This window comes from Rhizobium sp. CAU 1783 (assembly GCF_054551725.1).
The window spans coordinates 53,846-78,905 of record NZ_JBTOLM010000006.1 but is presented as its reverse complement, the minus strand read 5'-3'; the positions used below and the strand labels follow the sequence as shown (position 1 = coordinate 78,905).

Here is a 25,060-nt window from a genome sequence, read left to right as displayed (position 1 = left end):
AGTAATGTCGAATGAAAAATTCCTGTCCGCGCAGATCCGCCGCCGGACGCTGCTTGCATCCATGGCCGCGGCCGGTGCCTCCGCTGGTCTGTCGACGCTCGGTGTCGGTCGCGCCTTTGCTCAGGAGCCGGAAAAGCCGGCCGAGATCATCGTTCGCGCCTGGGGCGGCAGCTGGGTCGACGCGCTGAAGGCTGGCGTCTCCGACAGCTTCACGAAGGCAACGGGCATCGCTGTCCGTCACGACCTGACCGAAGACAATGAAATCCAGCCGAAGGTCTGGGCCGCCGTCGCGCAGGGTCGCGTTCCGCCGATCCACATCAACTGGGATACGACGACGAACGCCACCAAGTCGGCGCTGCGCGGCGTGACCGAGGATTTGTCGGACCTGCCGAACCTAAAGAACGCCACCGATCTGGCCAAGCCGGTCGGTCTCGACGGCTATCCGATCGTCAATACCTACGGCTATGTCTACGTGCTGGCCTATCGCCCGTCGGCCTTCCCCAACGGCGCGCCGAAGTCCTGGAAGGATCTGCTTGATCCCAAGCTGAAGGGCCGCATCGCGCTCTACAATGACGGCATCGGCTTCCACTTCCCGGCCCAGGTCGCCGGCGGCGGCAAGCTTGAGGACATTCCCGGCAACATGCAGCCGGCCTGGGACTTCATTTCCAAGATCAAGGAACAGCAGCCGCTGCTCGGTGAGGACCCGGATTTCACCACCTGGTTCCAGAAGGGCGAGATCGACGCCGCCTGCACCATCTCAACCAATGCGCGTGAAGCCAAGAAGAACGGCATCGAAATCGCCTGGGTCGTACCGGAGGAAGGCGCCAAGTTCGACACCGACGGCCTGTGGATCCCGAAGGGCCTGCCGGAAAACGAGCTTTACTGGGCCAAGCAGTACATCAACCATGCACTGACGAAGGAAGCCCAGCAGATCTGGCTCGACGGACTCGGCCTTCCGGGCGTCATCCCGGGCGTCAATCCGCCGGCTGACCTCGTGGGCGATCCGTCCTACCCCACGACCGAGGAAGAGTTCAAACACCTGATCCGTATCTCCTCCAAGGTTCAGGTCGAGAACGAAAGCCAGTGGTTCGCCAAGTTCAAGGAAATCATGCAGGGCTGATGCCTTGCCTGCCCGCCGCGTCCCCTCTGGCGGCGGGCACCCTCCTTTCGCGACTTAGAATTTTACGCAGTCCGGACGCAAAGCCGCTTAGCACTTTTGCTGGAACTGCCTGAGGATCGGTAACATGCGCGCTCCCCGTGCCGCATATCCCCTGACGTGGCGCGTCATGGATGTGCTTGAACGCCTTGCGGCCATGCTCTGGCCATCGAGTTTGCAGCGAGGCCTGCCTTATCTGATGCTGTTGCCTGCGCTCGTGCTCGTGGGCCTGCTTGTGCTCGGTCTGATCCAGATCGGCGACGCCAGCCTCCGGACGCTCGATACCAATACCTTCCTGATGTCGGAAAACTACACGTTCGCCAACTACCAGCGCGCGCTGACGGAAAGCTTCTTCGCGACCGTGGCCGGCCGCAGCCTGATGGGCTCGGTGATCGTCACCGCGATCACGCTGCTGTTTGCCTTCCCCTACGCCTATCTGATGGTCCGCACGCCATCCTCGGCGCTTCGCAAGTTCCTGCTCGTCGCGCTCTTCCTGCCTTTCTTCATCGGCCAGGTGGTGCGCGCCTATGGCTGGCTGATCATTCTCGGCAACCAGGGCATGGTCAACGAAGCCCTTGGCCTCGTCGGCGTGCCGCCCATTCGCCTCCTGTACAACTATCCGGCCGTCCTGTTCGGCCTCGTCCAGTACATGCTGCCCTTTGCCGTCCTGATGCTGGCGCCCGCGCTGACCGCGATCCCGAGCGAACTGGAATCGGCCGCCGCCTCCCTCGGTGCAGGTTGGGTCCGCACCTTCCGTCACGTGGTCCTGCCGCTGTCGCGGCCCGGGCTGGTCGGTGCCGGCCTCGTGGTGGTGACATTGTCGCTCACCGATTTCGCCATCCCCGCCATTCTCGGCGGCGGCACGCAGGATTTCATCGCCAACGCGATCTACGACCAGTTCTTCCGCACCTCCGACCAGGGCATGGGCGCCACGTTGTCGCTGATGCTCGTCGCGGTCGGCTCCATGCTCGTCGGCGTGGTGTTCATGCTGTTCGGCGCCGGCACGCTCGCCATGGGGGATACCCGCAAATGACCGGAAGCCGCAGCAAATCCATCACCCTCTGGGCTTTCGTCGTGACCGCGCTCGTCATGCTCTCGGCACCCACCATCGTCGTGCTCGGCGCGTCGTTCACCGCGGGCAACATCATCACCTTCCCGCCGGAAGGCTTGTCGCTGAAATGGTACGGCCAAATCGCGCAGGCCGCCGACCTTCGCCAGGCCTTTGTTCGCTCGCTGATCGTCGCCACGATCTGCACCGTGATCGCCATCCCGGTCGGCACGCTTGCCGGCATCGCGCTCGCCAAGCACCGGGTGCGGTTCGCCCGCTCGATCCAGATCTACCTGTTGCTGCCCTTCACCATCCCGCTGATCGGTTCGGGCATCGGCATGATGCTCGTCTTCGGCCAGATGGGTGTGGTCGGCAAGCTGTGGCCGCTCGGCATCGCCTGCTGCGTCATCAACCTGCCTTTCATGATCTGGGCGGTGACGGCAAGCGCCAGCAACCTGTCGCCCGATCTCGAACTGGCCGCCGCCAATTGCGGGGCGCCGCCGCTGCAGCGTTTCCTCTACATCACCTTGCCGGCCGTGCTGCCGGGCGTCATCACCGGATCGCTGTTGATGTTCATCCTGGCACTCAACGAGTTCCTGGTGAGCCTGCTGTTGGTCGATGCCCGGAGCGTGACGTTGCCCGTGCAGATCTACAATTCCATCCGCTCGATCATCACGCCGGATCTCGCCGCCATCTCGGTGGTGTTCATCGCTTGCGCCGGACTGGCGATCGCGCTGCTCGACCGCCTGGTCGGCCTCGACATCTTCCTCAAATCGAAATGACCCTTCGGCCCTTGCCGGCCACACCTCAAGGACAAGACGATGACCAATGTGTCTTTCTACGAATATTCCAAGCTCAACGCCGAAGAGAAGGCCGCCCTGCTGCGCCGTTCGGAAACCGACATCTCGAGCTTCATCGAGAAGGTCGCGCCGATCCTCGAAGCGGTGCGCACGGAAGGTGATAAGGCGATCGCCCGTTTTGGCCGTGAGCTCGACAAGGCCGATGTCACCGAGGCCAATCTCAAGGTGACCGAGGCCGAATTCGACGCCGCCTTCAAGCTGGTCGACAAGAGCGTCATCGAATCGGTCCAGTTCGGCATCGACAACATTCGCCACTTCCACGAGGAGCAGAAGCCGGAGGCCATGTGGCTGAAGGAAATTCGTCCCGGCGCCTTCGCCGGCGACCGCTTCACGCCCATCCAGTCGGTCGCGCTCTACGTGCCGCGCGGCAAGGGATCCTTCCCGTCGGTGACCATGATGACCTCGGTCCCGGCCGTCGTCGCCGGTGTGCCGAACCTTGCCATCGTCACGCCGCCGGCCCCGGATGGCTCGGTCGATGCCGCGACGCTGGTTGCCGCGCGTCTGGCCGGCGTCGAGACCGTCTACAAGGTCGGTGGTGCCCAGGCCGTCGCCGCCGTCGCCTACGGCACCGAGACCATCAAGCCGGCGCTGAAGATCGTCGGGCCCGGCAGCCCGTGGGTGGTCGCCGCCAAGCGCTCGCTGTCCGGCGTCATCGACACTGGCCTGCCTGCCGGCCCTTCCGAGGTGATGATCCTCGCCGACGACACGGTCCATGGCGGCCTTGCCGCGCTTGACCTGCTGATCGAGGCGGAACATGGCCCTGACTCCTCCGCCTATCTTGTCACCCATAGCCGTCGCGTCGCCGAAGAAGCGCTCGCCGCTCTCCCCGAGCACTGGGCGAAGATGACCGAACAGCGCGTCGTCTTCTCGAAGGCCGTGCTGACCGGCAAGACCGGCGGCATCGTTCTCACCTCGTCGATCGAGGAGAGCTACGCCTTCGTCAACGCCTATGCGCCCGAGCACTTGGAGCTGCTGTCGGAAGAGCCTTTCATCCATCTCGGTCACATCACCGAGGCCTCCGAAATCCTGATGGGTACCCATACCCCGGTCAGCATCGCGAACTTCTCGCTCGGCCCGAACGCGGTTCTGCCGACCAGTCGCTGGGCCCGCACCTTCGGTCCGTTGTCGGTCACCGATTTCGTCAAGCGCAGTTCCATCGGCTACGTGACCGCGCCCGCCTATCCGGAATTCGCCAGGCATTCCCACAATCTGGCGATCTACGAAGGCTTCTCCTCTCATGCGCTGGCCGTCTCGCCGGTCCGTGATGCCTATCTGAAGAAGGGCGCCTGAGCCATGAAGGCCGTGCGGCTCCACGATGCGAAGGACCTGCGGGTGGAGGCGGTGGCGGCGCCCGCCGCCCCGCCGCCCGGCTTCGTCAATCTCGAGGTCCGGGCCGCCGGCATCTGCGGCTCCGACCTGCACAACTATCGCACCGGCCAGTGGATCTCGCGGCGGCCGTCGACAGCCGGGCATGAATTCTGTGGCCGTGTCACCGCGGTCGGCGAAGGTGTCAGCGACCTCGCCGTCGGAGACGTGGTTTCCGCCGATTCGCGCATGTGGTGCGGCACCTGCCCGGCCTGCGCCAGCGGCCGCAGCAATGTCTGCGAGACGCTGGGTTTCGTCGGTGAAGTCTGTGACGGCGGCTTTGCCGAGGCGGTGCAGCTGCCGGCGCGGCTGGTCCTGCGGCACGATCCCGCACTCTCTCCGCACATCGCCGCCATGGCCGAGCCGCTGGCGGTTGCGCTGCATGCGGTTCGCCGCCTGGCCGTTCCGGCCGGCGAGCCGGTTCTCGTCATCGGCTGTGGAACGATCGGCGGGTTGAGCGCCCTTCTGTTGTCGCGACTGCATGACGGACCGCTGCTGCTCGCGGATCTGAACGCCGAGAAGGCCGCGCTTGTCGCCGGGGTGACCGGCGGTGCGGTCGTCGGCCTCGACAGGGCGGAAATCGAAACAGCCCTTTCAGGCGGCAGGCTGCGCCATGCGCTGGATGCCACCGGCAGCATTCAGGCGATCGCCCGGGCGCTCGACCTGTTGTCGGGCGGCGGGGCGCTGGCGCTGGTCGGCATCAGCCACGGCAAGCTCGACTTCGATCCCAACATTCTCGTCGAGCGCGAGATTTCTCTCGTCGGTTGCCACGCCTTCGCGGACGAGCTGCCAGAAGCCGTGCGCCTGCTCGGCGATCTCGCGCCGGCACTGCAGCGTTTCATCGAGGTGCTGCCGGCACTCGATGATGTGCCCGGAGCCTATGAACGCCTGCTGCGGGGCGAGAGCAGGGCGTTGAAGACGATCATCGAGGTGGCGGGTTAGTCGCCCGTCGCGTCATCCCGGATGCCGGCCTGTCAGGCGGCGGTGGAGGCAGTGAACCATGAATACGCTTTCAGATTCCGCATCGCCGCTCTATGAGAAGGTGAAGGACTTCGTCCTCGGCAATATCGGCAGCGGCAAATGGGCCCGCAACAGCCGGCTGCCATCGGAGAACGAACTCGTCTCCGCCCTCGGTGTCTCGAGAATGACCGTCCACCGGGCGCTGCGCGAACTCACCTCCGAAGGTCATCTGCGCCGCATTCAGGGCGTCGGCACCTTCGTCGCGCCGCCGAGACCGCAATCGACTCTGATCGAGATCAGCAACATCATCACCGAGATCAAGGCGCGCGGCAGCCGGCACCGGGCCGAGGTGGTCGTGCTCGAACGCATCGAAAAGCCGGAAGCGGAACTCCTGCTCGCCTTCGAGTTCGAGACCGTAAAGCCAGTCGACCATTCGGTCGTGATCCACTTCGAGAACGATCTGCCGGTCCAGCTCGAGGAACGCTACGTCAATCCCGACCTCGTTTCCGGCTATGTCGATCAGGACTTCACGGTGATCGCCACCTATGACTACCTGCAGAACGCCACGCCGCTGACTGAGGTGGAGCATCTCATCAGCGCCCTGCCGGCCGGTGCGGATCAGGCCCGCCTACTGCGCATACGCCCCGGAGATTGCTGCCTGGTCCTGCACCGCAAGACCTGGACCGGGCCGGTGGTCGCCACGGTCAACACGCTGACCTACGTCGGCAGCCGCTATTCACTCGGCAGCCGCTACCTGCACGGCGGCAAGTGACCGCCGACCCCGCACCAGAAAGATCATCCGGAAAGATCACCATGAGCCAGCCCACGAGCCGCACCGCGGAAATCAGGAAGATCGCCAAAGCCGGGGACGGCAGGGCGGAACGATTGCTGGCCGAACTGCTGCGCGATCTTTTCCGGATCGAGGCCCAAAACGTCACGATCAACCACGATCAGTACAGCCTCAACTCGCTCAACGGTTTCTTCGAGACAGCCGATGGCGACTTCTTCTTCAAGTTCCACCAGGAAGAGGGCGAGGAGGTCATGAGCGGCGAATATTATCGCGCCGACATCCTGGCCCGGGCCGGCCTGCCGGTGGACCAGCCATTGCTGATGTCGGTGCTTCCCGGTGAACAGATCCTCGTCTATCGCCGTCGCACCGATCCGCGCTTTTCCGACGTCCTGAGGGCTCTGGACCTGAAGGATGAGACGGCGGCGCGGGAAAGGGCCGTCGAGGCCGAACGCCGGCTGAGCGAAGCCGTGCTGAAAGTCTATCTCGACACACTGCATCCGGTCAGCGCCGACGAGGTGGCGGCAGAGCCGATCCACCGTCTGTTCTACGAACGGCTTATCGACCCGCCGGCCGGAACCTATCCGGGCGGGCGCATGGCGAGCTTCTATGTCGGCAAGGACTTCGCCTTTCCCGGCCTGACACTCGATTGGCACACACTTTCGCGTTGCCGGTTCGTCGTGAACGGCATCGAATATCGCGACAGCATCGGGACCCTCTTCGACGCGGCGCATGAGCGGCTGGCCCCGACGCGCCTCGCGGATGCTGGCGGGGTGACGGCGCATGGCGACGCCCACAACGCCAATGTCTGGTACGAGGAGCGCGACGGCGCGGCGCGGCTTTCCTTCTTCGATCCCGCCTTTGCCGGCGAGAACATTCCGACGCTGCTGGCCGAGGTGAAGACGACGTTTCACAACATCCTCGCCCACCCGCTCTGGCTCTATGATCCGGCGATGGCGGCCGAACGCTACACGGCAAGCGTTGCACGCGACGGCGATCTCCTGCGGATCACCACCGACTTTGCGCCGAGCGCGGTTCGCCGGGGGCTGCTGGATGTGAAGGCGGAGGCTCTCTGGCGTCCGCTGCTTGCGGAACTGAAGGCGCGCGAAATGCTTCCCGCCGATTGGCGCCGGGTCGTGCGGCTCGGCCTGTTCCTCTGCCCGACGCTGGTCATGAACCTGCGCGCCGGTGCCACGACCCATAACCCGGTTTCGTCTCTCATCGGCCTCTCCGTTGCGGTCATGGCCGGCAGCGAGCCGATGGGCGGCGAGGATGCCATTTCACGCTTCTTCGACATGATCGACCCCGACAGAGACTGACATGACCCTGGTCAACATCCACGACTTCCGTGACCTCGCCCGGCGCCGTCTGCCGAAGATCTTCTTCGACTATATCGACGGCGGGTCGTTCGAAGAGGAAACCATGCGCGCGAACCGGACGGATTTTGCCGGTTTCGAGCTGCGCCAGAACGTGCTGGTGGAGCCGCGTCCTCAGGACCTTTCCACCACCTTTCTGGGGGCCCGTCATCCCCTTCCGTTCATGTTGGGGCCGGTGGGCTTCCTCGGGCTCTATTCGGGAAAGGGCGAGGCGAAGGCGGTGCGGGCGGCCCATACCGCCGGCATCCCCTTCTGCCTGTCGACCTTTTCGATTGCCTCACTCGCCGACCTTCGGGCGGTCACGAAGGGGCCACTGCATTTCCAGCTCTATGTGCTGGAGGACCGGTCCCTGTGCGAGGATTTCCTGCAGGCCGCGGAGCACGCTGGCGTCGATACCCTGTTCGTGACCGTCGACACTGCGATCACCGGCATCCGCGAGCGGGATGTGCGCAATGGCTTCCGGTCGTTGACGCGCGTGACGCCGGGTCTCTTCGCCCGCCTTGCCATGAAGCCGCGTTGGCTCGCCGATGTCGCCCTTGCCGGAATGCCATCGGTCAGGGCGATCGAGCATCGGCCGGAATTTGGCCGCGGTGCGCTGGAACAGGCGGCCAATCTTTCGCGAGGGATCGACAAGACGCTCTCCTGGAAGGATATCGCCTGGTTGAGGGAAAGATGGAGGGGCAAGCTCGTCGTCAAGGGCGTTCTTTCTGCCGAGGATGCCGTGAAAGCCCGGGATGTCGGCTGCGACGGCGTGGTAATCTCCAACCATGGCGGTCGCCAACTGGACGGCGCGTCGAGCACGATCCGTGCGCTACCCGGTATCCGGGCTGCCGTCGGACCGGACTTCTGCCTGATGCTCGATGGCGGCATCCGCCGCGGCACCGATGTGATCAAGGCGGTCGGGCTCGGTGCCGACGGTGTGATGCTCGGTCGTGCCTATGCCTATGGCCTTTCGGCTGCCGGGCAGGAGGGGGTCTCCGAGATCATTGCGATCCTTGCGCGGGAGATTTCGATCAGCCTCGCCTTGATGGGGATCGCCTCGATCGATGAGCTCAAGAGCCAGGGGATGGAGGCGGTTCGTCCGCGTTGACGTCCCTGGTGACGGTCTTTTGGGATCGCGCGATCAGCATAATGCCGGCCAGCGAAACGAACAGTCCGGCAAACATGGCGAGGGACAATGGCTCGTCGAACATCAGCCAGGCCCAGATCATCGTGACCGGTGGGCTGAGATAGAGGACAGCGGTCACTCGCGCCGGCGAGGACTTTCGCAGCGCGATATAATAGAGGCTCCAGGAGCCGAAGGTCGCGACGACCACGAGCCACAGGATGCCGAACGCGAAACCCGGCTCCGCGATCGGCATAATGCGACCCTCCCGCCAGGCGAACAGCGCGAAGATCGCAGCCGCCGTGAGGCATTGGATGCAGAGGCTTTGGTGTACTGGCATCGCAACGGCTGGACTGCGCTTCTGGAGAAGCGAGGCCAGCGCGAAGGCGAAAGTGCCGAGAGCGGGCAGCGCGTAGGACCAGAGCGGCACCACGCCGAATTCAAGCGACGCACCGGAGGCAATGAGCACACCTGCGAGGCCGACCGCCGATCCGAGCCACTGGCGCCCGTTCAGTCCCTGTCCGAGGATCGGCCAGGACAAGAGCGCGACCGCAAGCGGCAGCATGTCGGAGATCAGGGCCACGAGGCCCGTCGGAACACCCTGTTCGATGGCGAGCGCGAAGCTTGCCAGATAGCCGGACATGCCGATCGCTCCGAACAGCATGTGGGAGAGCACGTCCCTCCGCTTGAGCTTCGGTCCGACCGTCAGCGCCAGCGGAAGGAGCAGAAGCCCGGAACCGAGGCTGCGCCACAGCAGAATGAGGAATATCGGCGCATGCCCGACCGCAAAGCGGGTGCCGACAAAGCCTGCGCTCCATGAAATGACGAGCGCCACTTCGAGAAGCAGCATGACGACGTTGGCGCCGAGCCTGGTTCTTGCGTCTGGCAGGCTGGGCAGGACGTCGGTCATGGTCTGGATCTTTTCGGACGACGGAATGGGCGAAGGGTGAACGACGGGCGCCTGGCGGAAATGTCCGTCAGAACTGCTCGAGCAGTGAGACGGCGATCCGGCGCGCACTCTTCAGCCGACCGTCATGACCATCGAGCCCGGCGCGGGACATGGCTCCCTCGAGGAGGTAGGACAGATGTTCGGCGGTCTCTTCGATGATCGGGCCACCCTTCGGCCTGAGCTCGAGGAGATATTGCCGGAACAGCCGCTCGACCTCTTCCTTCTGCGCTGCGACGGTCACGCGACCGGGGTCGCCAACGCCCAGCTCGGCGGCGGCATTGAGCAGGCCGCAGCCGCGGAAACCACACTCATAAGCAAGATGGGCGTGATCGACGTAGGAATCGAACACCGCCAGCACCCGTTCCTGCGGTGTTGATGCCCGCGCCAGCCGTTCTTCGCGGAACGCTCTCCATTCCGAGCAACGGCCATCGAGATAGGACTTCACGAGATCGGCCTTGGAGGAGAAATTGTTGTAGAGGCTCATCTTGGCGACACCGGCCCTTGCCGTGATTGCATCGATGCCGGTCGCCCCGACGCCTTCGGCATAGAACAATTCTGCAGCGGCTTTCAGCAGCCGTTCCTTTGCCGTGGCCTTTTGGGTCATTCGTCGCTCCAATCTATAGATAGACCGATCTACCTAATTCGAAGCGCTGTCAAGAGTTCCACGCCCGAAAGCGGTTGGTCGGCGCTGGTTTGGCCAGCGCCCTCGGAAGCGGAAACTCTCACTTCCGTGCCGCCATCATGTCGGATGTGCCCGGGCGTTTCGGGTTTCTGTTTGTGCTTTCCCACGAAAGCGAAGCTGCGGCAGCGAACCGGTTCGGTGGATGGAGACGAGCGGCGGGCTTCTTACTCGCCGCTGCGTCGCATCAGCCGAGCCACCGCCGCGGCGTCGATCGCCGGGATGAGATAGCGGTCATGGGTCGTCCCACCGGTCGTTTCCGCCGCGATCATCGCATTCACCACCGCCTCTTCCACGCTTTGCACCACTGCCTGATAGATCGGGTCAAGCACATCGTCATTGATCATGGCGATGGTCAGAACAGCTTCCGCCTTGTGGCGCATCGGATGGGGGTTGGCGGTCGAAAAGGCAAGGAAGATGTCGCCGGAATTGTTGCCGCCGATCGTGCCGTTGCGGCCGATGCCGATGGCGCCGCGCCGGGCGAGTTTCTGCAACTGGTGGGGTGCGAGCGGCAGGTCCGTGGCGATCACGACGATGATCGAGCCGCGCTCGGAAAGGCCGGGGTCATCCTGCTGCATGAGCTTGCCGACGGGCACTCCGCCGATCGTCAGCCAGTCGCGCTGTCCGTGATTGGCCTGCACCAGGGCCGCGACAGTGAATTTCCGGTCGTCGAGGGTAACCAGTCGCGAGGCGGTGCCTGTGCCTCCTTTGAAGCCGTAGGCGATCATGCCGGTGCCGCCGCCGACATTGCCCTCTGCGACCGGGCCGGTATTTGCCCCGTTTAACGCCTCGAAGACGTGATCGACCGTGAGATGCTGGCCGTTGATGTCGTTGAGCAGCCCGTCATAGGTTTCCGCCACCACCGGCATGATCCATAAATGTTCATCGCCTTCGTAGGTCGCGGCATATCGGTCGATCATCCAGCGCACCGCGCCATGATGCGCGATGCCGACACTGTGGGTATTGGTGATCAGCACGGGGCCGACGAAATAGCCGCCGTCCTCGATCCAGTGCGAGCCGGTCATTTCGCCATTGCCGTTGAAGCGATGGATGCCGGCAAAGACCGGAACGGGTTCAGCGGCCGTCGCATGCGGCAGGATCGCGGTCACGCCGGTGCGCACCGGCCGCTTGCGGCCGGGGCGGGGTGTTTCCTCGCGGATCGTGGAGAACCCGACATGGATGCCGGCGATGTCGGTAATCGCGTTGAGCGGGCCTGGCGTCCCGTCGAAGGGGATGCCGAAATCGCGGGCGCGTTTTCGCTTCTCGGAGGATGTGTCGGTGGCCATGCGTCCTGCCTTGTCTTCGGGCTCTTCCGGTCAGCAGATGGTGAGCTTCACGCCGTTGCCGTCCAGGCTGGTCTTCAGCTCGTCCCCCGGCATCCTGTCCGTGACCACATGTTTGATGTCGCGCCAGGGCGCATAACGGGCCGGAAACAGCCGGTCCTGCTTGGAGTGGTCGGCGACGACGACGGTACTGGCGGCACGCGCCACCATGGCGCTGTAGACCGCGCCGCATTCGAGAAGCGCATCGGACGGCCCGTCGGGACCGAGGCCGCTTGCGCCGAGAACGGCGAAATCGGCGTAGAAGGAGTTGAGAAACGACACCGCATGCGCGCCAACGGTGGCCCCCTCGGTGGCGTGATAGTCGCCGGGAAGCATGACCACCTTGATGGTCGGATTGATGGCCAGCACGGTCGCAACACCGAAGGAGTGCGTGAGCACGGTGATGTTCTTCATCTCGACCGCGATGCGCCTTGCGGTGTGCACCGTCGTCGAGCCTGAGCCGATCATCAGGACCTGAGCGCCTTTCAGGATCTGTACCGCCGCTTTCGCGATCCGCTCGCGCTCGGCGACGAAGAGGGTGTGGCGTTCGGTGACCGATGGCTCGGTGGAGAGCGAGCGAACGGCGCCGCCATAGGTGCGGTTGAGCAGGCCCTGTTCGGTCATCTCGTCGAGATCGCGGCGGATGGTCTCGGTCGAGACGTCGAGCCGCCGGGCAAGTTCGGCCACCCGCAGGCTGGGTGCCTGGTTGAGTTCGGTCAGGATGCGCTCTTGGCGTACGCTCTTCGGTTTCCTCATCCCCGCACGCTCCTCTGCCTTCCGTCCGTCTTTTCGTTGACCCATTCCCGCCCGCCGGCGAGCACTGCGTCGTAGACCGCGCCGCCGATCGCCCGGCCGGCGCCGGTGTGAAGCCCGGCATAGGTCTCACGCTGATCGGCGACCGGGCAGGCGACCGCGATGCAGTCGGTTCCGGTGCCGGTGACGACGAGGCCGTCCCTGGTCCAGCCGAGATCGATGACCGCTGCGGTGCGCGCCTCGGTGGCGATCGACAGGGCCTCGATCAGGCCGGCTTCATCGAGCGGCTGGTCGATATGGGCAACGAGATTGATCGTGCCCGCCTGCCCGGAATGGGGCGTGTCCGCGCCGACGCGGCCGGCATTGGCAAGGCCGACGGTCGCCAGGCAGAAGCCGGTCGCTTCGCCGCTTTGCCGGACGGCCTGATGGTGTTTTGTCACGTCGCGCGATGTCATCATCTGCACGGCATCGCCGTAGCCAGCCGTCGTTAGCCGCTCGCGCAGAAGGGCTGCCGGATCGACGCCGATCGGCAGGTCCGCTTCGGAGACTTCGAGCCAGGCGATGGTGTCGGCGCGGACAAAGCCCGGCCGCGTCAGGGACCAGCTGAGCACCGCCTGTTCGGCGGCGAAGCGGACGGCGAGGGTCTTGGCGATACAGATGATTTCGGGCGCTTTCATCGGCCAAGTTGTGTCAGGAACGGCCAAGCCGGACAAGTCTTGGGCGCACGCCATCCCCGACTGTCTCATCCTTGCGCGGGCGGCAGATAGCCGATCAGCTCGTCAGTGTTCATCACATTGGCGTAGATCATGTGGATGCGCTCCAACTCGCTCACATGCAGGTCCATCGAGCCTGCCGCGCAGGCGTCATCGACGACGATGACGTCGAAGCTCTCGTCGGCGAGGCTGCGCACCGTCGAGGAGACACACTGGTCGGTGAAGATGCCGGTGCACACCACATGGGTGATGCCCATATTGCTGAGCACGAGTCTCAGATTGGTGCCGGTCAGCGCGCTGTCTGTGGTCTTGGTGACGACGATCTCGCCTTGGAGCGGGGCGATCTGCGACAGGATCTGCGAGGCCTGGTCGTCCTTCGGCAGCAGCAGGTTGTTCCAGCCGGGCTTCTTCTGGCTGAGCGATCGGTCGCGACCGTCCGCGCGCAGGCAGGCGATGCGCGCGAAGAGCACGTCGAGACCGAGCGTGCGGAAACGCTCCAGCAGGCGCTGGTTGTTGGGGATGACGGTGCCGTGCATGCGCTCATGGAACGGTGTCCAGGCGTGGTAACGGGCAAGATCTTCTCCCGACAAAGCTTCGGGATCCGGGCGATCGAGATAGGTGTTCTGCATGTCGATGACCAGCAGCGCCACCTTGCCCTTTTCAAGCACCGGATCCTCGGGCTCCGGCGCGCCCTGATAGTAGAAGGAGCGGCGTTCGGTCTTCCAGCTCATCGGCCCGCCCTCATGCATCCGCCTGGCGGCGGCGCACCAGCATGATGACAAGCCCGCCGGCCAGCAACAGCGCGGCAGCCGAAAGCGTGCTCATCGTGCCGAGGGCCGGCACCATCGGCGAATAGCCGGCGACCATCTTGGAATAGAGCCATTTCGGTATCGTCGAGTCGACACCGGCCGTGTAGAGCGACAGCGGGAAGTTGCCCCAGGAGAGCAGGAAGGCGAAAAGCGCGCCCGACCAGATGCCGGGCCAGAGGATGGGGAGGGTGATCTCGCGCAGGATGAACCAACGGCTGGCGCCGAGGTCGCGGGCGGCCTCTTCCAGCGTCGGATCGAAGGAGTAGACCTGGATGGCGATGACCAGGGTCACCACCGGCACGATCCAGACGAGATGGGCGACGACTGCCGTCTGCCAGCTCGGATTGATGCCGAGTGCATTGAACCATAAGAGGAGGGCGAGCCCGAGTACCGGCTGGGGAAAGAAGACGGGCAGAAGGATCGCCTTCTGAAACAGCTTGCGGCCTCTCCAGTCGTAGCGGGCGAAGGCGAGCGCGCCGAAGAAGGCGAAGACCACCGAGATAGCCGTGACGATGAAGGCGATCAGCAGCGAGTTCTGCACCAGCGTCTGGATTTCCAGCGAAGCAAACGTCTTGCCCCACCATTCAGTCGAAAACACCCGGATAGGGAAGCCGAAGTAACGCCCCTTCGACAGACCGGCCAGCGCGCCGCAGACGATCGGCAGGTAGATGGCGAGAACGACGAAGGCGGTCCAGAGCTTGACGAAGGCGCGGGCGCGGATCTGCGAGCGGGTTTCCATGTCTCACTTCTTTCCGAGAATGCGGTCGAGATCGAGCTTCGACAGGACGTAGAGGGCAAGCCCGCTGACGATGGCGACGAGCAGGATGGCGAGTGCGGAACCCAGCGGCCAGTTCTGCGCATAGGTGAAGGCGACTTCGATGTCCTGGGCGATGGTGATGACCGATTGGCCGCCGAGGATCTTGGATTCGGCGATGGCGCCGGCGCCCAGCACGAAGGTGAGCAGCATGCCGATCAGGATGCCCGGCATGGCGAGCGGCAGTTCGATCTCGCGCCAGATCATGAGCCGGCTAGCTCCAAGGTCGCGGGCCGCATCCACCAAGTCCTTCGGGATCATGGCGATGCCGAGCGACATCGGGAAGAGCATGAACGGCAAGTAGACATAGAGCATGCCAAAGAGGATGGCGCCGGGTGTGTAGAGCACTTCGGGGCCGCCGGAAAAGCCGAGCCATTTCAGCCCGCCGTCGAGCACGCCGTTCTTGATGAAGAACAGCACCCAGCCATAGAGACGGACGTTTTCCGAGACGAAGAGCGGGAAGACGAAAAGCACGCCGACGAAGCCCGACCATTTGCCGAACATGCGATTGAGACCATAGGCGATCGGATAGACGATCACTGCCAAAAGCACCACGGTGGCGAATGCATAGGCGAGCGACCAGGCAAACGACATCCACACCGTGTTGGAGGTGTCGAAGATCGCCGTGAAATTGGCCAATGTGAAGGAACGGAAGACGTCGAAGCTTTTCGGAGTGGCAAAGGCGTAAGCCGCGACCGTCAGCAGCGGGGCAAGGAAGCCGAGCACCAGCAGGATGACGACAGGACCGGCGGAGCGGAGGCCGGCGGAGATCGCGGGCAGCGCACTTGTGCGGCTTGCCATGTCCTCGTGGGTAACAGCCGCCATGTCAGTCTCCCACCACGATGGCGTCGCGGGCATCCCAGCCGATGGTGACGGTGTCGCCCGCGGAGATGCCGGCGACGGCCGTGCGCGCCGCCTCGACGAGGTAGATCCGTTCGCCCGAATGCACCTGGTACTGCATGCGCGAGCCAAGCGAGTATTCGTTGTAGATCCTCCCGGTAATCAGGTTGTCGGCGCTCGAGGGGCCGGTGACGAAGCGCATGGTTTCGGGCCGCACGATGACGGTGGCCGTGTCGCCGATCGCCTCGTTGACCGGAGCCACCGTGATTGGCTTGCCGTCGGTCAGCGTCCAGGTTCCGTGACCCTCGCGCTTCACTTCGAAACTGTTCACCTCGCCGAAGAACTCGGCGACGAAACGGGTGGCGGGCCGGGTATAGATTTCCTCCGGCGTGCCGATCTGCACGAGGCGTCCGCGGCTCATGACGCCGACGCGGTCGGACATCACCATGGCTTCCTCGAGCGAGTGGGTAATGTAGACGAAGGTCTTTCCGCTCTCGCGGTGCAGGTCCTTCAACTCCTTCTCCAGCACCTTCTTCAGCTTGTAGTCGAGTGCCGACAGCGGTTCGTCGAAGAACAGGACGTCCGGGTCATAGGCAAAGGCGCGGGCCAGCGCCACGCGTTGCTTTTCGCCGCCCGAGCAGCGCATCACGTTCTTGGAGTAGTAGCTCTCGGGCAGGCGCACCATGCGCATCAGTTCGAGCGCGCGGGCCTTGCGTTCGGCCGCCGGCATTTTGCGGACCTTCAGCGGGAACTCGATGTTCTCGCCGACGGTCTTGTGCGGGAAAAGCGCGAGCGACTGGAAGACGAGACATGTCGGCCGCTTGTCGGCCGGCACGTCGTTGATCAGTTCGCCGCGCAGCGTGATGTAGCCTTCCGACGGCGATTCCATGCCGGCCAGCATGCGCAGAAGCGTCGTCTTGCCGGACCCGGAAGGTCCGACGATGGTGACGAACTCGCCCTCCCTGATGTCGACATTGATGCCGTCGACCGCGGCGAAGTCGCCGAAAATCTTGCGGACATCGACCAGCTGCAGAACCGGTGCCGTTATGGCCTCGACTGCGTCTTCGGTCTCCGATGGGGCGTAGGTCAGGGTGGGCGAGATCATCGCAAGGCTCATTTCGTTTGCTCCGTCAGGGCAGGGCCGGCTCAGCCGCGCAGGCGCTTGGCCGCCGTCATCAATTCCAGTGCCTTGTCGTAGTCGGGCACGATGTCGTACTCGGCCGAACGGGCCATGTCCTCTTCAAGGCTGTCCCACTGGATGGCTTCCAGTTCTTCCTTGGTGAAGAGTTCGAAGCACTTCGGATTGCCCATCTGGCTGACCGGGTTGAACGTGCCTTCGGCAAAGGCGACGGTATGGGCGACTTCCGGATCCTGGACATATTTCAGGAATTCCACGGCAAGCGGCGAAAGCTCGGGATTGTTGACGGTCGAGGTGATCTCGATCCACGAGATCCCGCCCTTGCCGTCGATCGGCCCCTTGAGTGGGGTGATCGCACGCAGGTTCGCATAGCCGTCGGCACGGGCCGGAGAAACGGAGTAGGTGCCGCCGGTCATGTAGAGGTCGATCTCCCCCGAGACGAGTGCCTGGTTGAGCGAGGCCATGTCGCCGACCATCTTGGCGCCCTTGAACACCTTCTCGGCGGTCGCGGAGAAGGCCTTGAACTCCTCTTCCGAGTGTTCCTTGAACGGATTGATGCCGGCAATCAGGAAGATGTTGAAGACGTTCCAGTCGTCGGATTCCTGGATGCCGTACTTGCCGGCGAGCGAGGCATCGTTGAACAGGTCCCAGCCCTGTTCTTCCGCCGTCGTCTTGCTGACCTTGTCGGTGTTGACGACGAAGCTGTAGGGGCCGAAGCGCTGGGCCATGCCGAGCAGGTCCTTGCCGTCGTCGCTCATCGCCCAGCGATAAGGTGCCTTGAAGTCGGGCAGCATGGTGTCGAAATAGGGTTCGAACTCGGCGCGCGGCAGCGGCTTGATCAGGCCGGCCGGCGCCATGACCTTGCGGGCCCAGGGATTGTTGACGTTGATGAGGTCCCAGATCTTGGTCTCGCCGGCGCGCAGCCTGTTGATCATGGTCGGGTCGTTGGTCAGGCTCTCGGCCTTGACGGTCGCCGACTGGCTGGAGCGGAAGGGGTCCAGCACCTGCGCGGAATTGTAGCCTTCCCAGCAGAGGATGTTGAGCTCCTTTTCACGGGCTGCGAAGGCGCGGGTCGCACTTGCGAGCGGTCCGGAGAAAGCGGCCGCGCCCATCATCTGCATCATGTTGCGTCTGGAGATTTTCATCATTGTCGTTCCCCTTGTCATGGCCGGATTGATCGGCTCGTGGATGCGTTATGTTGGAAGTGTGTCGCAAAAATGTGTGGTTTACAACATGTATTTTGTTGTTCATTGTGCGTTGCGCAATGAGGCTATCGGGAGCATCCGGGTATCGTTCCCAATTTCGTGACGCGGCTCGAAATCCGCTTAATCTCGCGCATTTGCTTTGCATTTCTTTTGTGCAGACGGCGTGGCGATGTTTTAATCTGACGCATGAAATTGATGCAGGTGCGACACTCAATTTGTGGAAACCACAACAATAAAGCGAGCAGGACATGTTGAAGTCACTTCAGGGGAAAACCGTCATCGTGACCGGCGCAAGCCGGGGTATCGGCAAGGGTATCGCCTTGCGTTTCGGGGAGGCGGGACTGAATGTTCTCGTCGTGTCGCGCAGCCAGGCCGATGCTGGCGGGGTGGCGTCAGAAATCGGAGCCAATGCCTCGGGATTTGCCGCGGATGTCAGCACCGAGGAAGGGTGCAAGGCGATGGTCGAGGCAGCCGTCACCCGCTACGGCGGCGTGGACGTACTGTGCGCCAATGCCGGCATCTTCCCGGCTGCCAAACTGGGTGAAATGACGGCGGCCGATTTCGACCACGTCATCTCGACCAATCTCAAGAGCACCTTCCTCAGCGTCTCGGCGGTGCTACCTGCGATGACCAGGGCAGGTGCGGGCCGTATCATTATCACCTCGTCGATCACCGGACCGATCACCGGCTATCCGGGCTGGTCGCATTACGGGGCGAGCAAGGCCGGCCAGCTCGGCTTCATGCGCACGGCGGCGATCGAACTGGCGCCGAAGAAGATCACCGTCAATGCCGTGATGCCCGGCAACATCATGACGGAAGGCCTTGAGGGCAATGGTCCGGATTACATCGCCGCTATGGAGGCTTCCGTGCCGCTGCGCCGTCTGGGAACGCCGGAAGACATCGCCAATGCCGCGCTGTTCTTTGCGTCGGAAGAGGCGGCCTACATCACCGGCCAGTCGATCGTCGTCGATGGCGGCCAGATCCTGCCGGAATCGCTCGGCGCGCTGGAGGCGATGGGCTGAAAACGGAAGAAGCCGGGCGAGACCGTCGCCCGGCTTCTTTGCAAGCTGTTCAGGCGCCTCAGCGCGCCTTGAGGATTGTATCTAGCGTGCCGGTGAATAGGTCGGCATCCTCTTGCGAGAAGCACAGCGGCGGACGGATCTTCAGCGTCGCGCCATACTTGCCCGCAGCCCCGATGAGGATCCCGTTCTGCTTCAGCTGGTTGATCGCATGGGTGGCGAGCGCTGTGTTCGGCGTGCCGTTTCCGGGGTCGACGAAATCGAGGCCGATGAAGAGGCCCGCGCCGCGAACCTCACCGATTTCAGCATGCGTCGCCCGCAGGTCCGTCAGCGACTGCCTGAAATAGGCGCCGACCGTGTTCGCGCGCGCAACCAGTTCTTCCTCTTCGATCACATTGAGGACGGCATGGCCGGCCGCGGCCGCCACCGGGTTTCCGCCGAAAGTGTTGAAATAGCCGGTCTCCTCGCAGAACCGTTTCAGGAATTCCGGCCTTGTGACGACGCCACCCATCGGGAAGCCGTTGCCCATGGGCTTGCCCATCGTGACGATGTCGGGCGTCACGCCGTGCCGTTCAAAGCCCCACAAGCCTCCGCCGGTGCGGCCGAAGCCCGGCTGGACCTCGTCGGCGATCAGCAGGCCGCCGGCGCGATGCACGACATCGGTGGCAGCCTTCAGGAAGCCCGCGGGATCGGCATAGATGCCGTCGCTCGAAAAGATCGTATCGATGACCAGCGCGGCTAGGCCGATGCCGCGCGAGTTCAGGTCCGAAATCGCCGCTGCGACCGACGCCGCGAAACTTTCCTCGACGCTCATGCCTTCGCGGGCGGCGGGGGCCGGGATGATTGCCACGAAGGGCGCGGGCTTGCGTTTGCGTAGTGACGACGGCGAAATCTCGGTCACCAGCGCCGTGTTGCCGTGATAGGCGGCCTCGGTGACGATGAAACCTTCCGCACCGGTCGCGATGCGGGCGATCCGCATGGCGAGATCGTTGCTCTCGCTGCCGGTGCAGGTCATCACGACATTGCTGAGACCCACCGGAAACTTGGAGAGCAGCTTTTCGCTGTAAGCCTCGACGACGCGATTGAGGTAGCGCGTGTGGATGTTGAGTTCGCCGACTTGGCGTGCAACGGCCTCGACCACTCTGGGGTGGCAGTGGCCGACCGACGGTACGTTGTTGTAGACGTCGAGATACTTGCGGCCGTTGACGTCATACATGTAGGCGCCTCTGGCGCGCACCATCTCGATCGGCTGCTCGTAGAAGAGAACGGAGGAGGCACCGAAGGCGGCCTGGCGCCGGGAAACGCGCTCGGCGAGATCCGGCGGAAAGCCTTCCGTCCGTGATGCATCGAAGCGGTTGAGGTCGAGGATTTCCTTGGTGGCGGTGCTCATCCGGGCCTCCTCAGCCGTGTTCTGCCAGGTAGCGCTCGGCGAGCGCCACGGTGCCGTCGGTATAGGCCGTGCCCATGGACTGCGCCGTGGGGGTCTCCGCATGCGAGGCGATCCACGCGGTGAGTTGCATGCGCCGAAGCATGATGAACATCGGAAGTGCCGCCTCGTGTTCCGGACCGAACGGCGCGACGCGACGGTAACCTTCCAGCCATGCTGCCATCAATTCGGGGATGAAGGGCTCATGCTCCATGAAGCTGATCGCGGCGGCGAAGTCATAGGCGAACCAGGAGAGGCCACAATCGTCGAAATCGATGACGCCAAGCCGATCGCCCTCGACCAGCAGGTTGGCGGCCCGCATGTCGCAGTGAACGAGACCGAACCGGTCGGCGCCGTATCCATAGGCCCGGGTCTGCCTTGCCAGAAGCCCGTGTGTCCGCTCAAGAACTGCCTTGCCCTCAGGCGTCAGACCGAGAGCGGCGCGCCAGTCGCCCCAATAGGCGTCGCTGCCGATGATATGGTCGAAATCCCAGGTCTTGCGGATGAAGCGCTCCGGGCGCACCCAGTTTAAGCTGTGACCGTGCAGCCGCGCATTGATCTCGCCGAGTGTGCCGTACCATTTCGACAGATCGGCCTCGGCATCCGGCTCCTTGCCGGCCATGAACTCGAAGGCAACGGCGCGGCGCATCGTCTCTCCGTCTGAAAAGACCTGCAGCAAATTGCCGTCGCTGGCCGCCATGGGCCGGGGGGTCGCAACGATTCCCGCCTCCCGCAGGGCCTCGATCCAGGCAAGTTCGGAGAGGATCTCCGAATCGGTGTGATAGTCGGGGCGGTGTACCCGGATGATCAGGTCGCGCCCGGTCCCCGGATCGGTCAGCCGGAACGTTGCGTTCTCGGAAATCGTCAGCAGCTTCAGATGCGCATCGGGCGAGGCGCCCCAGGCGGGGGTGAGGTCCTGCAGGCCGTGCTCAAGTCGGGAAAGGAAATCTGCATCGTACAACAAATCGGCCGCCTCAATCGCATTATTGTTGGCAAATCCAACATCATTGATGTTGGATTTGCAACATAAAAGATGTGAGGTCCATCATCACATGTGGCAGAAAATGCAGGCAGGAAGGCCGTCAGGCCGCGCTATCCTCGCTTGGCGGCCACGGAAAGAGTTTGTGAAGAGCCTTGTTCGGGTGGCGGTTTCATGCAAACCGGAAGGTCATCCGTCAGAAAACGCGCGATCCGTCAGCGGGTATCGCAGCACAAGTCCGTCTTCGGAGGTTCAAAATGCAGATTGCCATCGTCACCGTGTCGGATCGCGCCAGCAGTGGTGAATACGAGGATCTGAGCGGTCCGGCGATCGAGGGCTGGCTGAAGGAAACCGTCGTTTCTCCCTATGAGATCGTCCGGCGCGTCATTCCCGATGGTGTCGCCTCGGTCAGGGACACGCTGATCGCGCTCTGTGATCAGGAGGGCGTGGACCTCATTCTTACAACCGGTGGCACCGGACCTTCCCCGCGGGATGAAACGCCGGAAGCGATGCGCGAGGTTCTGGTGAAGGAACTGCCGGGTTTCGGCGAACAGTTGCGGCGTGCAAGCCTCGAACAGACGCCGACCGCCATCCTGTCGCGCCAGACGGCCGGCACGCGCGGCAAGACGCTGATCATCAATCTCCCCGGCAAGCCGAGTTCGATCCGTTTCAGTCTCGACACCATCTTCGCCGCAGTGCCCTATTGCCTTGACCTGATCGGCGCGGGCAGGATCGAGACCGACCCTGCCAGGATCAAGGCATTCCGCCCGCCCGTTTGAGGTACTGCTCGATACATCGTATCCACTGCATTCACTAAATATCGAGGGCTATCCTTTTTGTGAATTCCGTGGCACTCTGAGCAGGCTGGCGAACCCGCCCCCCTTACTTCGCCGGCAATAATCTCCCGCCTTCTTCGTGGAGGCGGGTTCTTTTTGATCGCATGCGATCGATGGCAAAGACCCTTGGCCGGGCGACACCCCCGACGTTTATCAGAAGGCAGCCTATGCCGACCCGACGGCTTTTCGAATCAGCCGTAATCGCAACCCCGTTGCAGGTGGAGTCCCGGCAGGTTCCGGCACGTGGCTTAATTGGCCGACCGGCACGCAATGGCGCGCCCGTGCCCATGGAAAACCGGCCATGCGCATTGATCTCCCCCTCTTAAGCGGCCGAGCAAGTCCGGCAAAAAAAGGCGGACGGTCACATCTGCCCTCGAATGTCTAAGGCTCAGGAAAATATGTATTTTCCTGAAATTTTCGGCGATCCGGCGCAACGGCATCGCGGCCGACGTTAACCATTTGTTAACCATATCGAAGGTACCAAGGATAACCAATTCTTAACGCAGATGACCAAAGTGCTAACAGACGCCCGCTCGATCCGAATCAAGGGCCGCTCCTTTCTGGCGGTGGTGTTGTCGCCCGACCTTCCCCTCGAGGACTGGTTGGTGCGGCTCGACGATCTTGCAGCGCGCTCTGCCGGCTTCTTTCTCGGTCGTCCCGTCGTGCTCGATGTCACCGATCTGGAGATCGACCGTCCGCAATTGAAGGGGCTGATCGCCGAACTCGGCCGCAGGAACGTGAGCGTTATGGGCATCGAGGGCGGACGGCCATCGCTGGTCGAACCCGGCATGCCCCCCGCGCTGAAGGGCGGCCGGCCGGCGGCGGATTTCGAGGTGGCCGTCGCAGAACCGGCAAACGAGGCTGCCGCCCCAGCAGACGCCGCCAAGGCTGAGCCGCCGGTGACGCGCCAGGCACTCCAGTCGCTGATCATCAGCGAACCGGTCCGCTCGGGCCAGTCGGTGATCTTTGCCGATGGCGATGTGACCATCATCGGGTCCGTCGCTTCGGGCGCCGAGGTGATCGCCGGCGGTTCCATACACATCTATGGCGCCCTTCGGGGGCGGGCGATGGCGGGATCGATCGGAAATGCGAGCGCGCGGATTTTTTGCCGCAAGCTCGAAGCCGAACTGGTCGCCATCGACGGCATCTACAAGATGGCGGAAGACATGCCCCAGAACCTCCGCGGACAACCGGTCCAGTGGTGGCTCGAAGGCGAAACGATCATGGCAGACAAACTCAATTGAGCCGCAGCCGGCCGAAGACAGGAGAGCAAGATGGGGAAGGTAGTGGTCGTCACTTCAGGCAAGGGCGGGGTCGGCAAGACCACCTCGACGGCCGCATTGGGTGCTGCCCTCGCACAGCGAAATGAGAAGGTCGTCGTCGTCGATTTCGATGTCGGCCTGCGCAATCTCGACCTCGTGATGGGCGCCGAGCGTCGCGTCGTCTACGATCTGATCAACGTGATCCAGGGCGATGCCAAGCTTCCGCAGGCGCTGATCCGCGATAAGCGTCTGGAAACCCTCTTCCTCCTGCCTGCTTCCCAGACCCGCGACAAGGACAACCTGACGCCGGAAGGCGTCGAGCAGGTCATCAACGAACTGAAACGCTATTTCGACTGGGTCATCTGCGACAGCCCGGCGGGCATTGAGCGCGGCGCGACGCTTGCGATGCGCCACGCGGACATGGCCGTGGTGGTCACTAATCCGGAAGTCTCGTCGGTGCGCGATTCCGACCGCATCATCGGCCTGCTGGACTCCAAGACGGCCAAGGCGGAACTCGGCGAACGCATCGAGAAGCATCTTCTGCTGACCCGTTACGACGCCACCCGCGCCCAGCGTGGCGACATGCTGAAGGTCGACGACGTTCTTGAAATCCTGTCCATTCCGCTGCTCGGCATCATCCCGGAAAGCATGGACGTCCTGCGCGCCTCCAACATCGGTGCGCCGGTGACGCTGGCCGATGCGCGTTGTGCTCCGGCGATGGCCTATTTTGATGCGGCACGCCGGCTGGCGGGCGAAGCCGTGCCGATCGAGATTCCCGGCGAAAAGCGCGGGCTCTTCGGCAAGATCTTCGCGCGGAGGGCGGCATGAGCATATTCAGTCTGTTCCGCAAGCAGAGATCGGCGCCGATGGCGCGCGAGCGCCTGCAGGTCCTGCTCGCCCACGAGCGTGCTTCGGTTGAATCCGACCTCGTCGCCGTGCTGCGGGAGGAAATCCTCGCCGTCATCGCCAGACACGTCCAGGTCGACGGCGATCGGGTCCATGTCAAGATGGATCGTGACGAGCACGTCTCGATCCTCGAGATCGAGGTCGAAATCCCGCTCGACGCGGCACGTCTCGCTGCCTGAGCCTTGAAGACCAACGGAGCGCCGAAGGGCGCTCCGTCCGAGTCCGGGTCACGCGTTCACAGCGCTGAAGACCACCTCCGCCCCTAGCGTCGCTTCGGCGCGACGGCCAGCACGTTCCGGATCGAGAAGCTGGAATGAATGCGTAACACGCCCGGAAGCTTGGCGAGGATCTCCTTGTGGATCCGTTCGAAATCGCCTGGCGTCTCCACCTCGACCCGCAGAAAATAGTCGGACCCGCCGGTCATCAGGTAGCATTCACGGATTTCCGGGTGTCTCCTGACGGCCTCCTCGAAGCGGTTGAGGTGGTCCTCGGTCTGCCGTTCCAGCGTGATGTTGATGATGACCGCAATCGCGCTGGTCTCGTCGCCAAGTCCGACCAGTGCGGTATAGCCGCGGATCACCCCGCCCTTTTCCATCAGGTGAATGCGACGCAGGCAGGCGGACGGGGATAGCCCGACGGCCTCGGCCAGCTTCGTGCTGCTGATACGGGCGTCGAGCCGCAGCATGCGAATGATATTGCGGTCTATGGCATCCAAGGCTTGCAAGGGAAATTTCCAATTTTGCGCGTGAACAT

26 protein-coding genes are annotated in these 25,060 nt (G+C 63.5%); 13 read left to right on the top strand and 13 right to left on the bottom strand.

Going from position 1 to position 25,060, the window contains the following annotated elements; translation table 11 throughout:
- Positions 1–4 precede the first annotated feature (4 nt).
- The 8 genes from ACX93L_RS20160 (at position 5) to ACX93L_RS20125 (ending at position 8,642) form a co-directional block, all read left to right on the top strand.
- Positions 5–1,120: an ABC transporter substrate-binding protein gene (locus tag ACX93L_RS20160; RefSeq protein WP_459406499.1), complete on the top strand. Its 1,116-nt coding sequence runs from the start codon at positions 5–7 to the stop codon at positions 1,118–1,120.
- Between the two features lie 124 nt (positions 1,121–1,244).
- The gene (locus ACX93L_RS20155) at positions 1,245–2,189 is read left to right on the top strand and encodes an ABC transporter permease (RefSeq protein ID WP_459406498.1); all 945 of its coding nucleotides are present in this window, start codon (positions 1,245–1,247) and stop codon (positions 2,187–2,189) included.
- Positions 2,186–2,986, top strand: a complete 801-nt coding sequence (locus tag ACX93L_RS20150) for an ABC transporter permease (RefSeq protein WP_459406497.1) — start codon at positions 2,186–2,188, stop codon at positions 2,984–2,986. Before ACX93L_RS20155 ends, ACX93L_RS20150 begins: the two co-directional genes overlap by 4 nt.
- Before the next feature lie 39 nt (positions 2,987–3,025).
- Positions 3,026–4,354, top strand: a complete 1,329-nt coding sequence (hisD, locus tag ACX93L_RS20145) for a histidinol dehydrogenase (protein ID WP_459406496.1) — start codon at positions 3,026–3,028, stop codon at positions 4,352–4,354.
- A gap of 3 nt (positions 4,355–4,357) precedes the next feature.
- A complete protein-coding gene (locus ACX93L_RS20140) occupies positions 4,358–5,371 on the top strand; it encodes a zinc-dependent alcohol dehydrogenase (protein ID WP_459406495.1) in 1,014 nt (337 codons plus the stop codon).
- 58 nt (positions 5,372–5,429) lie between these two features.
- The gene (gene hutC, locus ACX93L_RS20135) at positions 5,430–6,161 is read left to right on the top strand and encodes a histidine utilization repressor (protein ID WP_459406494.1); all 732 of its coding nucleotides are present in this window, start codon (positions 5,430–5,432) and stop codon (positions 6,159–6,161) included.
- A 41-nt stretch (positions 6,162–6,202) separates the two neighbouring features.
- Complete coding sequence (locus ACX93L_RS20130) at positions 6,203–7,495, top strand: hypothetical protein (RefSeq protein WP_459406493.1); 1,293 nt, start codon at positions 6,203–6,205, stop codon at positions 7,493–7,495.
- 1 nt (position 7,496) lies between these two features.
- Complete coding sequence (locus ACX93L_RS20125) at positions 7,497–8,642, top strand: alpha-hydroxy acid oxidase (protein WP_459406492.1); 1,146 nt, start codon at positions 7,497–7,499, stop codon at positions 8,640–8,642.
- On the opposite strand, the gene ACX93L_RS20120 is transcribed toward ACX93L_RS20125, so the two are convergent.
- The 10 genes from ACX93L_RS20120 to ACX93L_RS20075 form a co-directional block, all read right to left on the bottom strand.
- On the bottom strand, positions 8,605–9,567 hold the full coding sequence (locus tag ACX93L_RS20120; RefSeq protein WP_459406491.1) for a DMT family transporter: 963 nt from the start codon (positions 9,565–9,567) through the stop codon (positions 8,605–8,607). The genes ACX93L_RS20125 and ACX93L_RS20120 overlap by 38 nt on opposite strands.
- 67 nt (positions 9,568–9,634) lie before the next feature.
- On the bottom strand, positions 9,635–10,210 hold the full coding sequence (locus ACX93L_RS20115) for a TetR/AcrR family transcriptional regulator (RefSeq protein WP_459406490.1): 576 nt from the start codon (positions 10,208–10,210) through the stop codon (positions 9,635–9,637).
- A 242-nt stretch (positions 10,211–10,452) separates the two neighbouring features.
- Positions 10,453–11,571 carry a DmpA family aminopeptidase gene (locus ACX93L_RS20110; RefSeq protein WP_459406489.1) on the bottom strand — a complete coding sequence of 373 codons (1,119 nt, stop codon included), beginning with the start codon at positions 11,569–11,571 and terminating at the stop codon, positions 10,453–10,455.
- Between the two features lie 30 nt (positions 11,572–11,601).
- A complete protein-coding gene (locus ACX93L_RS20105) occupies positions 11,602–12,363 on the bottom strand; it encodes a DeoR/GlpR family DNA-binding transcription regulator (protein WP_459406488.1) in 762 nt (253 codons plus the stop codon).
- Positions 12,360–13,037 carry an adenosylcobinamide amidohydrolase gene (locus ACX93L_RS20100; RefSeq protein ID WP_459406487.1) on the bottom strand — a complete coding sequence of 226 codons (678 nt, stop codon included), beginning with the start codon at positions 13,035–13,037 and terminating at the stop codon, positions 12,360–12,362. Before ACX93L_RS20100 ends, ACX93L_RS20105 begins: the two co-directional genes overlap by 4 nt.
- A gap of 65 nt (positions 13,038–13,102) precedes the next feature.
- The gene (locus ACX93L_RS20095) at positions 13,103–13,804 is read right to left on the bottom strand and encodes a cysteine hydrolase family protein (RefSeq protein WP_459406486.1); all 702 of its coding nucleotides are present in this window, start codon (positions 13,802–13,804) and stop codon (positions 13,103–13,105) included.
- 10 nt (positions 13,805–13,814) lie between these two features.
- On the bottom strand, positions 13,815–14,621 hold the full coding sequence (locus tag ACX93L_RS20090; protein WP_459406485.1) for an ABC transporter permease: 807 nt from the start codon (positions 14,619–14,621) through the stop codon (positions 13,815–13,817).
- Positions 14,622–14,624: 3 nt separating this feature from the next.
- Positions 14,625–15,521, bottom strand: coding sequence for an ABC transporter permease (locus ACX93L_RS20085; RefSeq protein WP_459406484.1), 897 nt, complete (start codon positions 15,519–15,521; stop codon positions 14,625–14,627).
- Between the two features lies 1 nt (position 15,522).
- Complete coding sequence (locus tag ACX93L_RS20080) at positions 15,523–16,653, bottom strand: ABC transporter ATP-binding protein (protein WP_459406483.1); 1,131 nt, start codon at positions 16,651–16,653, stop codon at positions 15,523–15,525.
- A gap of 29 nt (positions 16,654–16,682) precedes the next feature.
- Positions 16,683–17,822: an ABC transporter substrate-binding protein gene (locus ACX93L_RS20075; RefSeq protein WP_459406482.1), complete on the bottom strand. Its 1,140-nt coding sequence runs from the start codon at positions 17,820–17,822 to the stop codon at positions 16,683–16,685.
- Between the two features lie 305 nt (positions 17,823–18,127).
- On the opposite strand from ACX93L_RS20075, the gene fabG reads away from it, so the two are divergent.
- Positions 18,128–18,901 (top strand): 3-oxoacyl-ACP reductase FabG, encoded by a 774-nt coding sequence (gene fabG / locus ACX93L_RS20070; RefSeq protein ID WP_459406481.1) that lies wholly within the window; start codon positions 18,128–18,130, stop codon positions 18,899–18,901.
- A gap of 58 nt (positions 18,902–18,959) precedes the next feature.
- Here fabG and ACX93L_RS20065 read toward each other — a convergent pair whose 3' ends face one another.
- On the bottom strand, positions 18,960–20,288 hold the full coding sequence (locus tag ACX93L_RS20065) for an aspartate aminotransferase family protein (RefSeq protein WP_459406480.1): 1,329 nt from the start codon (positions 20,286–20,288) through the stop codon (positions 18,960–18,962).
- Between the two features lie 10 nt (positions 20,289–20,298).
- On the bottom strand, positions 20,299–21,288 hold the full coding sequence (locus ACX93L_RS20060; RefSeq protein ID WP_459406479.1) for a phosphotransferase enzyme family protein: 990 nt from the start codon (positions 21,286–21,288) through the stop codon (positions 20,299–20,301).
- 272 nt (positions 21,289–21,560) lie between these two features.
- On the opposite strand from ACX93L_RS20060, the gene mog reads away from it, so the two are divergent.
- From mog to minE, 4 genes are all read left to right on the top strand, one after another.
- The gene (gene mog / locus ACX93L_RS20055; protein WP_459406478.1) at positions 21,561–22,082 is read left to right on the top strand and encodes a molybdopterin adenylyltransferase; all 522 of its coding nucleotides are present in this window, start codon (positions 21,561–21,563) and stop codon (positions 22,080–22,082) included.
- 563 nt (positions 22,083–22,645) lie between these two features.
- Positions 22,646–23,383 carry a septum site-determining protein MinC gene (gene minC / locus ACX93L_RS20050; protein ID WP_459406477.1) on the top strand — a complete coding sequence of 246 codons (738 nt, stop codon included), beginning with the start codon at positions 22,646–22,648 and terminating at the stop codon, positions 23,381–23,383.
- Between the two features lie 30 nt (positions 23,384–23,413).
- A complete protein-coding gene (gene minD, locus ACX93L_RS20045; RefSeq protein ID WP_459406476.1) occupies positions 23,414–24,229 on the top strand; it encodes a septum site-determining protein MinD in 816 nt (271 codons plus the stop codon).
- The gene (minE, locus tag ACX93L_RS20040) at positions 24,226–24,486 is read left to right on the top strand and encodes a cell division topological specificity factor MinE (protein WP_459406475.1); all 261 of its coding nucleotides are present in this window, start codon (positions 24,226–24,228) and stop codon (positions 24,484–24,486) included. Before minD ends, minE begins: the two co-directional genes overlap by 4 nt.
- A gap of 83 nt (positions 24,487–24,569) precedes the next feature.
- Here minE and ACX93L_RS20035 read toward each other — a convergent pair whose 3' ends face one another.
- On the bottom strand, positions 24,570–25,031 hold the full coding sequence (locus tag ACX93L_RS20035) for an Lrp/AsnC family transcriptional regulator (RefSeq protein ID WP_169595184.1): 462 nt from the start codon (positions 25,029–25,031) through the stop codon (positions 24,570–24,572).
- Between the last annotated feature and the right edge of the window lie 29 nt (positions 25,032–25,060).